Annotated in this window: 14 protein-coding genes; 11 read left to right on the top strand and 3 right to left on the bottom strand. The window is 50.8% G+C overall.

Translation table 11 applies throughout. The features are described from left to right. Positions 1-42 precede the first annotated feature (42 nt). Positions 43-1,173, top strand: coding sequence for a DUF348 domain-containing protein (locus tag EPO04_04245; GenBank protein TAK89273.1), 1,131 nt, complete (start codon positions 43-45; stop codon positions 1,171-1,173). Positions 1,174-1,196: 23 nt separating this feature from the next. On the opposite strand, the gene EPO04_04250 is transcribed toward EPO04_04245, so the two are convergent. Then, complete coding sequence (locus EPO04_04250; protein ID TAK89274.1) at positions 1,197-1,499, bottom strand: hypothetical protein; 303 nt, start codon at positions 1,497-1,499, stop codon at positions 1,197-1,199. 9 nt (positions 1,500-1,508) lie between these two features. Beyond that, positions 1,509-2,471 (bottom strand): hypothetical protein, encoded by a 963-nt coding sequence (locus EPO04_04255; protein ID TAK89275.1) that lies wholly within the window; start codon positions 2,469-2,471, stop codon positions 1,509-1,511. A gap of 69 nt (positions 2,472-2,540) precedes the next feature. Between EPO04_04255 and rsmA the strand changes: the two genes are divergently transcribed. The 7 genes from rsmA to mnmA are packed head-to-tail and all read left to right on the top strand — an operon-like array spanning position 2,541 to position 9,543. Continuing rightward, on the top strand, positions 2,541-3,374 hold the full coding sequence (gene rsmA, locus EPO04_04260; GenBank protein TAK89276.1) for a ribosomal RNA small subunit methyltransferase A: 834 nt from the start codon (positions 2,541-2,543) through the stop codon (positions 3,372-3,374). A gap of 45 nt (positions 3,375-3,419) precedes the next feature. Then, on the top strand, positions 3,420-4,883 hold the full coding sequence (metG, locus tag EPO04_04265) for a methionine--tRNA ligase (protein ID TAK89277.1): 1,464 nt from the start codon (positions 3,420-3,422) through the stop codon (positions 4,881-4,883). Positions 4,884-4,886: 3 nt separating this feature from the next. Then, positions 4,887-5,705, top strand: a complete 819-nt coding sequence (locus EPO04_04270) for a TatD family deoxyribonuclease (protein TAK89278.1) — start codon at positions 4,887-4,889, stop codon at positions 5,703-5,705. Next, positions 5,702-6,880, top strand: a complete 1,179-nt coding sequence (locus tag EPO04_04275; protein ID TAK89279.1) for a cysteine desulfurase — start codon at positions 5,702-5,704, stop codon at positions 6,878-6,880. Before EPO04_04270 ends, EPO04_04275 begins: the two co-directional genes overlap by 4 nt. 9 nt (positions 6,881-6,889) lie before the next feature. Further along, on the top strand, positions 6,890-7,489 hold the full coding sequence (locus tag EPO04_04280) for a YdcF family protein (protein ID TAK89280.1): 600 nt from the start codon (positions 6,890-6,892) through the stop codon (positions 7,487-7,489). After that, a complete protein-coding gene (locus EPO04_04285) occupies positions 7,486-8,445 on the top strand; it encodes a colicin V production protein (protein TAK89281.1) in 960 nt (319 codons plus the stop codon). Before EPO04_04280 ends, EPO04_04285 begins: the two co-directional genes overlap by 4 nt. A gap of 42 nt (positions 8,446-8,487) precedes the next feature. After that, positions 8,488-9,543, top strand: a complete 1,056-nt coding sequence (gene mnmA, locus EPO04_04290) for a tRNA 2-thiouridine(34) synthase MnmA (GenBank protein ID TAK89282.1) — start codon at positions 8,488-8,490, stop codon at positions 9,541-9,543. Here mnmA and EPO04_04295 read toward each other — a convergent pair. Then, entirely contained in the window at positions 9,515-10,345 is an 831-nt protein-coding gene (locus EPO04_04295) for a hypothetical protein (GenBank protein TAK89283.1), read from the bottom strand. The two genes, mnmA and EPO04_04295, sit on opposite strands and share 29 nt — an antisense overlap. Before the next feature lie 820 nt (positions 10,346-11,165). Here EPO04_04295 and EPO04_04300 point away from each other — a divergent pair. From EPO04_04300 to EPO04_04310, 3 genes are all read left to right on the top strand, one after another. Next, a complete protein-coding gene (locus EPO04_04300; protein TAK89284.1) occupies positions 11,166-12,974 on the top strand; it encodes an alanine--tRNA ligase in 1,809 nt (602 codons plus the stop codon). Positions 12,975-13,000: 26 nt separating this feature from the next. Then, a complete protein-coding gene (locus tag EPO04_04305; protein ID TAK89285.1) occupies positions 13,001-13,207 on the top strand; it encodes a hypothetical protein in 207 nt (68 codons plus the stop codon). Positions 13,208-13,273: 66 nt separating this feature from the next. After that, on the top strand, positions 13,274-14,533 hold a 1,260-nt coding region (locus tag EPO04_04310), incomplete at its 3' end, for a hypothetical protein (protein TAK89286.1).

A 14,533-nucleotide genomic window follows, 5' to 3' on the forward strand; every position in this document is an offset into this window, starting at 1 on the left:
CTGCTAATTCGTGAGGCTGATATTACTAAACCGCTATCAAACATGTTGCAGGCCCCGGCCGGACATTTGTTTAGAACGATTATTTTTGGGATTGCCATGACCACCCTGGCCGTTGTGGTTATTGGCTTAGTTATTGGAGTTATACCCCCGCCAAAAAGCGCTTTAGCCGACTCGTCACGAATAGTCAGCGTGTATGCCGACGGTCATAAAAAGGTGATTACAACCGAATCAACCACAGTCCGAGCGTCCTTGGGCGCGGCTGGGATTGAGGTGCACGAGGGCGATTTGGTTGAGCCGAATCTAGACACCGACATACCGGCCGGTTTCTTTAATGTAAACGTTTATCGGTCGCGACCGGTGGTGGTGGTTGATGGTGCAAAGAAGATGCTGGTGCAGACGGCGCTACAAAGCCCCAAGCTGATTGCCGAGGCGGCTGGGCTAAAAACCTACCCCGAGGATACCTTTACGCTCAACACAATTGCCGATCCAACCAACGTTGGTACGGTTGGGCAGCAGGTCGTAATTGACCGTGCTACGCCAGTTTTGATTGAAGCCGATGGCAAGCAGACGGTGGTGCGTACGCAACAGGCCACCGTGGGTGCGCTGCTGGCTGAGCGCGACGTCGCTTTGGGCCCGCAAGACACAGTTGATACCCCGCGTGAGGCCGTCATCACTCCTAATCTGGTAATTAAGGTTAACCGAGTTAAGATTGTGATTGCTCGCGAGGAGACCAAGATTGAGCGCGCAACCGAGACGGTTAAGGATCCACAGCTTGAGGCCGGCAAGACTGAGGTCCGCGAAGAGGGTAAAGACGGCGTTAAGGTAGCTATGTACCGCGTTAACTACAACAACGGAGTTGAGGCTGGTCGCCAGCTGCTCAGCCAGCAGGTAACCGAGCAGCCGGTAACCAAGGTGATCGTGGTTGGCACCAAGCAGGATGACGCTTGGTACAAGTTGCGTCTGTGTGAGTCGGGTAATAATTACGGCAACAAGCGCAATCCATTCTACCGCGGCGCCTACCAGTTTTCGTACGGTACGTGGTCGGCTATGGGCGGTAGCGGCGACCCAGCCGACGCCTCGCCATCCGAGCAAGATATGCGGGCAAAGAAGTTATTTGAACGTAGTGGTGCCAGCCAGTGGCCAATCTGCGGCCGGTTTTTATCGAATTCATAGCCGTCTATTGACTGTAGCTGAAATTAGGCCTGCTGGAGATAAAAAGAGTCGGAAGTAACGCGAAGTCCCTGGCTCTTGATATAGTCTAGTTTCTCAGTAGGGCCCTTTTTGCGAAGGTCCATTGGTAATCTGGTATTCAAATATTCAAAAAGGTCATTACTGATAACTTTCTTTTTATTGTCAGTGGGGATGATGCCAATCTTTTTCCAGGTCTCTAAAGGAATCGATTCGGAAAGCTCAAAAACAAACTTTCCGTTAAAGGTAATTGTGCCAAAGTCCATGTCGAATGAATCATTACGAAGGCGAAATTTTTGAATTGAACTCATAAATACTCCTTATAATAATGACTTGATCTTATTATATCTAAAGAGAAGAGACTTATAAAGCAGGGATCTTCTTTTCTGATTGTACTCCAGTGCGGGTAGGGTGGGCATTTGTATGAGAAGCGTTGAAAGGCTCAGTAAGTCTATACTGACGATTTTAATAGCGCTGTTTTTGAATCTCTTACCCCAATCGCTTTTGCTGGCAATTTCCTGCTCAATAACCTTAAATACGTTAGTGCTTTTACCGCTCTCATCTAAGAGAAAGCTATATTTACTAGCGAGGATATAGCGATAAAGTGCTTCGTCGTCAGCGTTTAATTGACTAACTTTTTGGTCGCTTAATTCAAACATGAGGCTACTTCCATGGTCAAATAGGGGTGCAAAATGGCGTTTACTGGCTAGGTTTTTTTGATCGAATAGCACCATTTGCTTGTATGTTTTGCTTTCAGATATACCCCAGTTTTCATGATGTCTGTCCATATTTCCAATAAAAGCGTCAAAGACAATCATCTCGGCGTAACTTTGAAGGAGGTCGTCAGCGGCATAGTACTTATCGCGGATAAAGCTTTCAGCTTGGTTCAATGTGAGGGGATTGCCAATTGAGCCAACGATATTTGACCCGTAGGTTATTTCGTAGTCTTTAGGAAAAATATTACGAGCCAAAGTTCCTACCCTAGTCCAATTTTGGTCAACTTTTGTAGGAAAGTGTTTTATCAAAATTTCCTTAAGCCTTAGTGGGGCGGTCTTGATCGTAACTTTTTGCGTGGGGATGCCTGTGAGCTGTCCAATATGAGAAGCAAGTGCTTCGGCCCACACTTCTCGAGGGTTATGGGTATAAGTTTTAAAAAAGAATTTTTGATTTGTCTTGCTATGGATAAAAACAATTCTAGGGCGACTGCCGCCGCTAACAGCGTCATAGACAGAAGCTTTTTTATAAGAGGCAATCTTAATTTCATTTACTGTAAAATGTTTCATTATAATTTAGGGTAGCATCAAAGCTACTCCTCAGTCATGAGATAAATTAATATCTAGTACAATAGAGTTATGGATTTAACCAACCCGGAACAGTTAAAGGTGGCGTTGGAGTTGGCTGGACTGCGGGCTCGCAAGGGCTTGGGTCAGCATTTTTTGGTTGATCAGGACAGCTTACAGATGGTGATTGGCGCTGGTGAGCTGCAGGCCGATGATGTGGTGGTGGAGGTCGGACCCGGGCTGGGAGTAATGACGCTGCCACTGACTCAGCGGGTAAGCAAGGTAATCGCGATTGAGCTAGATGAGGAGTTGGCCGGTCTATTGTTGCGCGATAAGCCGGACAATTTAGAGGTTTGGCAGGAGGATGTGCTGCGCTTGGACTTCCGAAAGTTACCTGATACCTACAAAGTTGTAGCCAACATTCCGTATTATTTAACTTCTAAGCTAGTGCAATTATTCCTAGAGGCTCCCAAGCCGCCTAAGCGGATGTCATTACTGATCCAAAAAGAGGTAGCACAGCGGATTACGGCGCAGCCGGGGCAGATGAGTGTTCTGGCCGTCAGTGTGCAGTACTATGGCCAGCCGCGCTTGGTTGGGGTGGTGGAGCGACATAAGTTTTGGCCGGCACCAAAAGTTGATTCGGCGGTGCTGCAGGTTGAGGTTTACGATCAGCCGCTGTTTGAGGCCGACCGAGCCAAGTTTTTCCGCCTGGTTAAGGCCGGTTTTGGTGAGCGCCGCAAGATGCTCAAGAACAGCCTGGCCGGTGGTTTAAATATTAGTATTGAGCTTGCCAGCGAGCTGGTTTTGGCGGCAGATTTGCTGCCGATGGCTCGAGCTCAAGAGCTGGACATGAAGGCTTGGGAGCGACTGTATCGGGCGGCAATTAAGCGTGACTTACTAAACTAGCTACACCTTATCGCTTTAGAGAAGCCTTTCTTATATACTAGGCCTATGTCAAAGTTCTACATTACCACTCCGATTTATTACATTAACGATAATCCACATATTGGCCACGCTTATACCACGATTGCGGCCGACGCGGTGGCGCGTTGGTATCGCCAGGCTGGCGCTGAAGTTTTGTTTTCGGCGGGACTAGATGAAAACAGTCAAAAAACGGTTGAAGCGGCCGAAAAAGCTGGCGAGGAGCCACAGGTTTACTCCGACCGGATGGCCAAAACCTGGCAGGATACCTGGGATACCTCGGGCATTAGTTACGATGCCTTTATTCGGACTACAAGTGAAGAGCACAAGAAAACGGTCTACGCCTTTATGGAGAAGGTTCAGGCGGCCGGTGACTTTACCGAGGGTGAGTATGAGGGTCTGTACTGCGTTGGCTGTGAGGAGTTTAAGCGCGAAAATGACTTGGTTGACGGCAAGTGTCCATTGCATAATCGCGTTCCGGAAAAGCGCAAAGAAAAAAACTACTTCTTTAAGCTATCAAAGTACCAGGGAGCATTGCTCAAACATATTGAAGAAAATCCCGACTTTATTAAGCCAGAAAGTCGTCGCAATGAGGTAGTCGCCTTTATTAAGCGCGGGCTCGAAGACATCAGCGTGTCACGTCAGCATGGTAAGTGGGGAATTGATTGGCCGGGTGACAACACCCAAAAGATCTATGTCTGGTTTGACGCACTAGTGCACTATCTAACAGTGGTGGGGTATCCAGACGCTAAGAGCGAACGGGCGCATTTCTGGCCGCCCGACGTACACTTGGTGGGTAAGGATATTGTGAAGTTTCACGCTATTTACTGGCCGGCGATGTTGATGAGCGCTGGCGTGCCGCTGCCAAAAACCATTTTTGCGCATGGCTTTTTTACGATTGAGGGTAAAAAGATCTCAAAGTCGCTTGGTAACGCGGTTGATCCGCTAACGCTGGCCGGCGACTACGGTATGGATGCGCTTCGCTTCTATCTGCTCAAAGAGATCCCGACTGGCAGTGATGGCGAGTTTACGCATGAGCGCTTCCGTCAGTTGTACGAGTCGGAGCTGGCCAACGATCTGGGTAATGCGGTGCAACGCGTAGCTAGCATGATCACCCGATATTTGGGCGGAACCGTCGGTGAGGTTCCTAAATCGTCACACGACACCGCGCTCGTCCGCGAATATATGGATAATTTGCGGATCGATAAGGCTCTTGAAGAGCTTTGGGTGCACGTAAAGGGAGTCAACCAGTTTATCGAAGAAGAGAAGCCTTGGCAGTTAGCAAAAAGCGACCCCGAGCAGCTGGTTAGAGTGCTGCAGCAAGCGGTGGCCGATCTTACCCATATTGCCACCATGCTACAGGCCTTTATTCCGGCCACCTCAGATCGCATCCAAGCAACCTTTGCTGGCGGCAAGGTTAACCCGGAGGTCGGAGTGTTGTTTCCAAAGTTTGACGACACCACCTCGGGCAAATCGACTGCTGCAGCGGAGTAGACGGTGACGGTTGTAGCAAAGCCAGCTGGCACCATTGATTCCTTGGTTACCGATAGCTCGATGGCGCTCGGCGTCGATACGCATGCCCACCTGCACTTTCCGCAGTTTCAAGGTCAGGTTGAGGAGGTGATTCAGCGCGCCAATGACTCCGGAATAGGACGGATTATAAATGTAGGCACTAGTAGCGAGGATAGCCGCCGCGCGGTGCAGTTTGCTAGCCGGTATCAAGCGCTCAGTGCCAGCGTGGGCATACATCCGTACGAGGCGGTTGAGGCGCCCCAGGCAATTGAGTATTTAAGCGATTTGGCTAATGAGCGGTCGGTGGTGGCAATTGGGGAGTGCGGTCTGGACTTTGCTAAGTCCGAGGCCACCCCAGCCGAACAGGAGCAAGCCCTGCGTTTACAGCTGGAGCTGGCTCAAGCCAAAAAACTGCCGGTGATTTTTCACGTTCGTGACGCTTTTGACCATTTCTGGAAGGTAGTTAGCGATTACCCCAGTATTAAAGCGGTGGTTCATAGTTTTACCGGCGGCCGGGCGGAGCTGGGTCGCGTCTTACAGCGCGGCTGGATGGTGGGGCTAAATGGCATCATGACCTTTACCAAGGAGCCGGAACAGCAAGCGATGGCTAAAGAAGTGCCATTAACTTCTTTGTTGCTTGAAACCGATTGCCCTTTTTTGAGCCCACACCCGCATCGGGGCAAGCGTAATGAGCCATCGAGAGTGGTTGATATCGCGGAATTTTTAGCCGAGCTGCGCGGTGAGTCGCCCGAAGACTTACTAAAGAATACCGGTGACAACGCCCGAAGGCTGTTTAAGCTATGAGCCGGCCGGTGTATTTAGATTACGCTGCCGCCACACCGCTCGACCCAGCGGTTTTAGCGGCGATGGAGCCATATTTAAAGGACCATTTTGGCAACCCTTCGTCGGATCATAGTTTTGGGCGCTACCAGCGAGAGGCGCTGGCTAAAGCGCAGGCCAAAATTGCCCGCACGCTAGGCGCCAAGCCAACCGAAATCGTACTTACCAGCGGCACCACCGAGTCATTAAATTTGGCGACTCAGGGCGTAGCTAAAAGGTTTGAACGCCAAAGCGTGGTGGTGAGCGCGGTTGAGCACGAAGCGGTGCTCCAAACGGTCTCATCGGTGCCCGGCGTTGAGCTGCGCTTGGCGCCGGTCGGGAGCGATGGCCAGGTGCAGACCGATCGACTAGCTAGCTTAATTGACGATACTACCACCCTGATTTGTATCCAGCACACCAACAACGAGTTAGGTGTGCTGCAGCCGGTTACGGCGGTAGCCGAGCTGGTTGATGAGGTGCGCCGCCAGCGGCAGGAATATAACCATGACCTGCCACTGTACTTTGTGTGCGATGCCGCTCAGGCCGGGACACTTAACTTGCAGGTTGATCGTTTGGGAGTAGATATGCTGGCAATGGGCGGGAGTAAACTTTATGGTCCAGCTGGAACCGGGTTTTTGTATATCCGTACCGGCACGCAGCTGGAGCCTTTATTTTTTGGAGGCGGTCAGCAGCTTGGTGTGCGTAGTGGTACCGAAAACGTAGCCGGCGCAGTTGGCCTCGCTGAGGCATTGGAGCTGTGTCAAAACGATCGCAAAAACGAGCATCGTCGCTTGTCTGAATTACGACGGCAGTTGGTTGATAGGCTCACTGCAGTTGAAGGAGTGCGAATACGTACCGCTTCGTCGCAGCACCCAGGAATTATTAGCCTGACGGTTGAAGGGGTTTCGGGTGAGGATGTGGTGGCTCACTGCGATGCGGAGGGGTTTGCGGTGGCCACCGGTGCCGCTTGTGCCGCAAGTAATGGTAAGCCGTCAACGGTCTTATTGGCTTGCGGTTTGAGTGAGGCACAGGTTAAGGGCAGCCTACGCATCAGCCTGGGTCGGCCAACTACGCAAGAGGAGGTCGCAGCTTTTGGTGATCGATTTAGCGATATTGTGGGTCGGGTCCGCCAGCTATCGGGCGGCTCAGAAACAGGGTAAAATAAAAGTATGAAGATAATGCAGCGCTTGGCAATAGCCTTGGTTGGATTGGTGGTAATTATAGTTGGCTTTATTGTCGGCGTGGGTTTCTTTTTGTCGCCGCAAGATAAGCTACAGACCGCCGACATTATTGTGGCGGTGAGCGGCGGCGAAACCGAACAGCGCGCCAATGAGGCGATTAGCTTGTATCGTCGGGGTTATGCCCCGCGCATTTTATTTTCGGGGGCGGCTGCAGACAAGAGCGGCCCTTCGAACGCTGCTGCCATGCGTAATATTGCCATCGAGTCGGGTGTCCCGGCCGCCGACATTATGGTTGAGGAGGATTCAGCTGATACCAGGCAGAATGCGGTTAACTCGGCCGTTATTTTAAGGAATATGGATGCTAAAAAAATTATTCTAGTGACATCTCCATACCATCAGCGACGAGCTAGTACCAACTTTCGCCAGGAGTTGGGCCCTAATGTGATGATTATTAATCATTCTGCCACCGACAGTTTGTGGAGTAAGAGCTCGTGGTGGTCTCAACCGGAGTCTACCTGGTTGACGTTAAGCGAACTTCAAAAGGCTTTATACGTATTTTCAACTAAACCCAGCGATAGAACCCAGTGAGCCTGTTAGTAACCTTATCGGTTATTGGACTGATCTTTTTAGCCGCCACAATTGGCTGGCGGTACGGTTTGGTGGCGGTTGGCCTGAGCTTTTTATCTCTTTTAGGAGGAATCGCGGCGGCGGCCTTGCTCTATGCCGGTTTGGGAGGTGCTGTGGCTGATGCCTTTAAGATTGACGTTGCTGCCGCTAGGCTGAGCTCCTACTTGCTCATACTGGTGGCGGCCCAGTTAGTAATCTTGGCTCTAGCGACCCGACTGGTTCGCTACCTGCCGCGGCAGGTTATTCACTCACGCTTTAATCAAATAGGCGGACTAATGCTAGGATCGGCCCAGATGATACTAATACTAGCGGTGGCCTTTGGATTGGTCTCAAGCAGTTCTGTGCCGGGTCAGCTTAAGCAAGACATTACCACCGCCCCGCTGGTGTCGCCGCTAGTATCGCTGGGTGAGCGATTGCAGGGTATTGCCCGCTATGTTCCAGGTCAAGACGTAACCGATACTTTGGGTCTGCTGACTATCGATCCCCAAAGCGACCATACTGTCATGCTTGGCTATACCGTAACGCGAGTTACGGTCGATATTTCGGCCGAGCAGCGCATTTTTGATTCGCTCAACGCCGAACGCACCAAGCGTGGTTTGCCCGCTCTAGCGGTTAACCTCGAAGCCCAAGCGGTGGCTCGTGCTCATAGCCGCGATATGTTTGCCCGCGGTTATTTTTCGCACCGAACACCAGAGGGCAAAAGCCCGTTTGATCGGATGCGTGACGGTGGCGTAAAGTTTAATACCGCTGGGGAAAATCTAGCTTTGGCGCCCACCACTCAGCTGGCGCATGAAGGCTTAATGAACTCGCCCGGACATCGGGCTAATATTTTGTCCCCAAACTACAAAAAAGTTGGCATTGGAGTGGTCGATGGCGGCCGGCGCGGCCTGATGGTGACTCAAAACTTTACCGACTGACATTATCGACATTTGAGTCAAAAACTGGCATAATAAAGCACTATGAAGCGAGTATTTGTGGGTATGAGCGGGGGAGTCGATAGCTCCGTTACCGCTGCCCTACTAAAGCAGCAAGGCTATGATGTGACCGGTGTCTATATGAAGAATTGGACACAGGATCTACCTGGCGTAAAGTGCCCCTGGAAGGACGATCTGCGTGATGCCCGGGCGGTGGCGGCACGACTACAGATTCCATTTAAGGTGTACGACTTTGAGGATCAGTACCGCGATCGAGTGGTCGATTACATGGTTGATGAGTACAAGGCCGGCCGCACTCCTAACCCCGATATTATGTGCAACCAGGAAATTAAGTTTAAGCTGTTTTTTGAAACCGCTATGGCTGACGGCGCCGATATGATCGCTACCGGTCACTATGCGCGGGTTAAGGATGGTCAGTTGCTACAGGCGGTTGATGCAAACAAGGACCAGACCTACTTCTTGTATCGAGTCACCAAGGAGGCGTTGAGTAAGACGCTACTGCCAATCGGTGAGTACACCAAGCCGCAGGTTCGCAAGCTGGCAGCTGAGTTTGGCCTGCCAACCGCTACCAAGAAGGACTCCCAGGGCATCTGTTTTGTGGGACCAGTTGGTATGAAGGCTTTTTTGCAACAGTATGTTGATTCAACCCCCGGCCCAATCATGATGAAGGACGGGCAAGAGATCGGTCAGCACCAAGGCGCGATTTTTTATACGGTCGGTCAGCGCCAAGGTCTGGGCGTGGGCGGAGGCAAGCCGTTTTATGTGACCGGTAAGAATATGGATTCAAATACGGTTTACGTTACCGATGACCCGGAGGATCTAGAATTGAGTTCGGGGGCGGTGCAGCTTGAGGATGTGCACTGGATTAGTGAACCTCCAATTGCCGATAAAACTATTCAAATTCGAGTACGTCATCGGGGTGAGCTGGTTGATGCTCAGCTGGATGATCGCAACGTGCTCCATTTTACCAAGCCAATAAAGGCGCTCGCCGTCGGCCAGTCGGTGGTTATATATGACGGGGAGAAGGTGCTCGGCGGTGGCGTGATGGCTGCTACGAAGTTGGTTGGAGTAGCTCAATAGCAACCCCGCTGGCATCATCGTGTAGCTTGTATCGTGGGTATTGGGTGAGTTCAGGATCAGAATTTTCTAGCTCACGTACCTTGTCGTAAATTTCACTTAAACCTCCCCTGGCGTAAAGCTGGACGAGCTCATGCCAATCTTCGGCAGTTTCTGGATTCTCCTTTGGCAAATATATGCCGTCGGTGAGCATTAGAATGGCGGCAATTTTATTAAGTGAGATGGTGGTTGTTTTAATCATTTCGCCGAGCCTTGAATCACCGTTGAGCAAGCTGTAGGCTGAATTGGCGCTAGCTCTCAGCTTAATCATATCGCTGGCTACCTTTTCTCGAATATCTTTTACGCCCTGGTCGGCCAGCTTGCGCCATGTGCGCATAATTTCTTTATCATGGTCGTGGTAGCCAAGTGGGGTATCAACGCTACCATCGGTGTTTATACATATGATAATACTGTCACCGATCTGGAGTAGTTCAGCTTGGTTGCCTTTATTGATCCGCACGACCGCGGCGGTGCAGCCAAACCTATAGGCATTGTTTGTGACATCTAGGCCGGCTTCGATATGAGCCTGCTCTATGGCCTCATTCGTTTTCAGAGCAAGGTCTTTTAGATCATATGCAGTGGAAGAAAAAACTGTGCCCGCAAGGGTGGAGGCGATGTGTCCACCAGTCTTTTTGTCGGGCGAAAGGTAGCCGCTGAGCGAAGATACTCCATCAAAAACGCCGTATGTCTGCGCCTCATCGTTTATTAAGACGCGATCTTCGTTGAGGGCGCCAATGCCCTTGTGGCTGATTGAGGTTACGTGCATGCCTCAATCATAGCAGCTAAAATTCCGCACTTGGCTGAACTAGCTTAAGTTTTTCAGCAAGGCCATCTAGCTGGCCGTAAAAAGCCTCCAGCGTTTCATTATTTGCAATAACTTCATCGGCCATGTTCTTAATGGGGCTGAGGTCCTCTTCGTCGCTATGGGTTTGGCTTTCTCTTCCATCTACTAAGCGCAAACTCTCTTTATTGGTTGCGTCGCCTGCCCGCCCCCGCTTTATTACTCGATCGTGTCGGATCTCGGAGTTGGCATCAATGTATAGGATGAATGCTCCACGATTACTGAGTACGGTTGCTTCTGACGGTGCTCGATCCCGAGATTCTTAACAGCTTCTTTGGTAGGCTCGTGACCCGATTCACGAAGTATGGCTCGGAGGGTATCTCCGCCTGATGCGTGCTTAATATTAAACTTTTGCCACTAGATATTCGGCTGCAATATATTTGCCGGCGCCAATTGGTCCAGATACTCCACTAATCATGTTTTTGAGTGTAGCAGAATGGTATAATAAAGCTATCGCGGGTGACCCCTTATATTGAATTTTTTTACGTGAGAATGTATATTTATTGCATCGGGTGGTAATTCTGAGATCAAAAACAGCGGCAACTGCCGCTGTTTTTATATGTCTGGTGGACCTGACGAGTTTCGAACTCGCCGATCTTGGGTGGTAATCCGAGATCCGGCACCAAGCCGCAGGCCCAAATACCATCCACAGCCAGACAAAATCAGTCTGACATACTGACATTAACGAATTCTGGTCTCAGCAAACCTCTTCGAGAATAAACCTGGTTCATGTACAATAATCCCTATGACAACCAACGAACTCCGCTCTAAATTCCTAGAATTCATGAAAACCAAAGATCACGCTGTGGTGCCATCGGCCCCGGTGTTTTTGGAGGACGATAAAAGTACACTCTTTACTACCGCTGGCATGCAGCCAATGGTGCCGTACCTGCTGGGCAAGGAGCACCCGCAGGGCAAGCGGATTGCCGACGCTCAAAAATGTATTCGCACCGACGACATTGAGGAGGTGGGCGATAACACTCACCTAACCATGTTTGAGATGCTCGGCAACTGGAGCCTGGGCGACTACTTTAAGGATGAGTCAATTGTGTGGAGTTGGGAGTTTTTGACCGATAAAAAGTGGCTTGGCCTGGATCCGCAAAAGATCTACGTAACGGTCTACGAAGGGGATAGCCAGGTCCCGCGTGACGACGAGGCGGTAGCGATTTGGGAGAAGCTGTATAAAGAGACTGGAATTGATCCAGAGGGGCGCATTCAGGCTCGTGGCGCCGAGGACAACTGGTGGGCGTTGGGACCGATTGGTCCGTGCGGTCCTGACACCGAAATCTTTTATTACGTGGGCGACGAGGACGATCCAAAGTTTGAAGATACCGACGACTTTGTAGAGGTCTGGAACAACGTCTTTATGGTGTATGACCGCGATCCGGAAGGAACGCTCAGTGAGCTGCCCAACAAGAACGTTGATACCGGCATGGGGCTGGAGCGCATCGCCGCCATGATGCAGGGCGTCGACAGTGTGTTTGATACCGATTTAATGAAGCAGATTCAGTCCGCAATTAATAAGTATGCTGGCCAGACCCATGAGCAGGTCTACAAGGAGGTTGATAGCGATCTAGGCCGTGCGGTTCGAATCATAACCGACCATATGCGCAGCGCGGTGTTTATGGCCGCCGATGGGGTAGAGCCTAGTAACAATGATCGTGGCTATGTGATGCGCCGCCTGATTCGTCGCGCAGTCCGGCAGGCGCTGGTACTAGGCATTCGCCAGGGCTTGAGCGAGAACATTGCCCCGGTAATAATTGATCTGTATAAAGACGCCTACCCGGAGCTTGAGCAGAACCAGGACAAGGTTTTGGACGTACTCGATAAGGAGGAAAAGGCGTTTCGGCATACCCTAGATAAAGGAGTGCGCGAGTTTGCCAAAATAGTGACGGGGGAGACAATCACGGGCGAGCAAGTGTTTAAGCTGTTTGATACCTATGGCTTTCCCCCAGAGCTAAGCATTGAGGACGCTAAGCGTCTCAACAGGGAGCCTGAGTCAAACTGGGATGAAGAGTTCCAGCGCCTCATGAACGAGCAAAAGGAGCGGTCGCGCACTGCTCAGGCAGGACAGTTTAAAGGCGGCCTCACCGATCATGAGCCGCGAACCCTGGCGCATCACACCGCGACCCACATTATGCACCAGGCGCTACACCAGGTGCTGGGCGATCATATTGTGCAGCGCGGGGCAAATGTGTCGTCGGAGCGATTGCGTTTTGACTTTACTCACCCCGCCAAGCTGACCGATGAGGAAAAGCAGGAAATTGAACGAATTGTTAATGAGCAAATTGAGAAGGACCTCAAAGTTAGCTGGAAGGAATACTCAACCGATGAGGCCTTTAAGATGGGCGCCAAAGGAGCCTTTGGTGATAAGTACGGCGACGTCGTAAAGGTGTATATAATGCAGGCTGAAGGCGAGGAGCCGTTTAGCATTGAGATCTGTGGTGGCCCGCACGTAGAGCGGACCAAGGGAATGGGTCGATTTAAGATCCAAAAAGAAGAGTCATCAAGTGCGGGAGTGCGCCGGATTAAGGCAAAATTAATAGAAGATTAAAAACCTCTTGCAAAACATAAGCTTTTATGCTAACAATTAAAGTAACAAATCGCACAAAACAAAAATTGAGGGTAAAAACGATGTTGAATCGAGAAAGCAAGAGCCGTTCGGCGGTTCTGGAATTAGTTATTGCTGCAGTATTGGTGGTTGGCGCCGCCGGTACAGCTTACACGCTACAACACACGCCTGAACGGACACAGGCAGCATTGACCGCTGCCCAAATGCCTTATTAGGCATAAATGCTTATGGTAAAAGCCATATAGGCACGCTATAATATGAGGGTAAAATAGACCCACTGTATGGCATTCAAGCTGGTTGATAAAATTCGAAAATCGCCCGATAAGGAGCAGTACTTGGTAGCTCTGGACATTGGTACCGAGTTTGTTAAAGCTCTGATTGGGCGCGTGCGTGATAATAAGGTTGAAATTATCGGTGTTGGCCGCAAGCATCAACGGCTAACCGATATGGCGAGTGGGGCGGTGACCGACATTGCTGGCGTAGTCGATAACTGCGATGCGGCCTTGCGCCAGGCCGAGGAGATGGCTGGCGTGGTGGCCAAAGACACGGTAATTGGGATTGCCGGCGAGCTGGTTAAGGGAACCGCTACCACGATTAAGTACAAGCGAACCGATGCGCAGGTACGTATTGAGATGCCAGAGCTTCATAAAATCTTGGACCGAGTTCAGGATCGGGCCTTTGAGCGGGCGCGAGAAACTCTGGCCTGGGAGACCGGCCAGCAAGAGATTGACGTAAAGATGGTCAACACGGCGATTGTGGATGTGCAAATCGATGGTTATCGGGTAACCAATCCAATCGGGTTTCAGGGTCGCGATGTTTCAATTCAACTGTTTAACGCCTTTGCACCAATGGTGCATATTGGGGCGCTGCAGCAGGTTGGCAATAATCTCGACCTTAATGTAATTAACATCGCGGCCGAGCCGTTTGCAGTGGCTAAGTCGGTTGGCGGAGAAGAAAGCAGCGACTTTAGCGCCATCTTTATTGATATCGGCGGCGGTACAACCGATATTGCGGTGGTCGATAATGGCGGCGTTGAGGGCACCAAGATGTTCGGCATTGGCGGCCGCGCCTTTACTAAGCGGATTGCTCAGGTGGCCGGGGTTAGTTTTGAACAGGCCGAAGAGATGAAGCTGGATTATTCAGCTGGCAAACTCGCCCACGTTAAGGACAAAGAGGCGGTTGAACAGGCAATTAAGGCCGATCTTAAGGTGTGGTTGTCTGGCGTTGAGTTGAGTTTGAGCGAGTTCGATAAGCTGGACCATCTGCCGGCTAAGATCTTGTTGTGTGGTGGTGGTACCGGCTTGCCGCCAATTAAAGAAGCGCTGCAGGGCGACTGGTATAAAAAGCTGCCGTTTGCTCGCAAGCCAATTGTGAGTCACATTGAGCCAAGTCAGGTTTCGCGGGTGGTTGATACCACCGGCCAGCTAACCAGCTTTGCTGACATTACCCCAATGGGCTTGGCAAATCTCGGTTTAGATGTGATCAATACCGGCAGCTTGAGCGAAAACATGTTGCAGAAACTAAGTAAGACGTTGCAAACT

It is taken from the genome of Patescibacteria group bacterium, assembly GCA_004297735.1.
Taxonomy (GTDB): domain Bacteria; phylum Patescibacteriota; class Saccharimonadia; order UBA4664; family SCTI01; genus SCTI01.

What these genes read in the sequence shown, in the direction of transcription:
- EPO04_04280 (TAK89280.1), top strand. Translation starts at nt 6,890, where the DNA reads ATGAAGATAATGCAGCGCTTGGCAATAGCCTTGGTTGGATTGGTGGTA.
- EPO04_04300 (TAK89284.1), top strand. Translation starts at nt 11,166, where the DNA reads ATGACAACCAACGAACTCCGCTCTAAATTCCTAGAATTCATGAAAACC.
- rsmA (TAK89276.1), top strand. Translation starts at nt 2,541, where the DNA reads ATGGATTTAACCAACCCGGAACAGTTAAAGGTGGCGTTGGAGTTGGCT.
- EPO04_04245 (TAK89273.1), top strand. Translation starts at nt 43, where the DNA reads ATGTTGCAGGCCCCGGCCGGACATTTGTTTAGAACGATTATTTTTGGG.
- mnmA (TAK89282.1), top strand. Translation starts at nt 8,488, where the DNA reads ATGAAGCGAGTATTTGTGGGTATGAGCGGGGGAGTCGATAGCTCCGTT.
- EPO04_04255 (TAK89275.1), bottom strand. Translation starts at nt 2,471, where the DNA reads ATGAAACATTTTACAGTAAATGAAATTAAGATTGCCTCTTATAAAAAA.
- EPO04_04250 (TAK89274.1), bottom strand. Translation starts at nt 1,499, where the DNA reads ATGAGTTCAATTCAAAAATTTCGCCTTCGTAATGATTCATTCGACATG.
- metG (TAK89277.1), top strand. Translation starts at nt 3,420, where the DNA reads ATGTCAAAGTTCTACATTACCACTCCGATTTATTACATTAACGATAAT.
- EPO04_04275 (TAK89279.1), top strand. Translation starts at nt 5,702, where the DNA reads ATGAGCCGGCCGGTGTATTTAGATTACGCTGCCGCCACACCGCTCGAC.
- EPO04_04305 (TAK89285.1), top strand. Translation starts at nt 13,001, where the DNA reads ATGCTAACAATTAAAGTAACAAATCGCACAAAACAAAAATTGAGGGTA.
- EPO04_04295 (TAK89283.1), bottom strand. Translation starts at nt 10,345, where the DNA reads ATGCACGTAACCTCAATCAGCCACAAGGGCATTGGCGCCCTCAACGAA.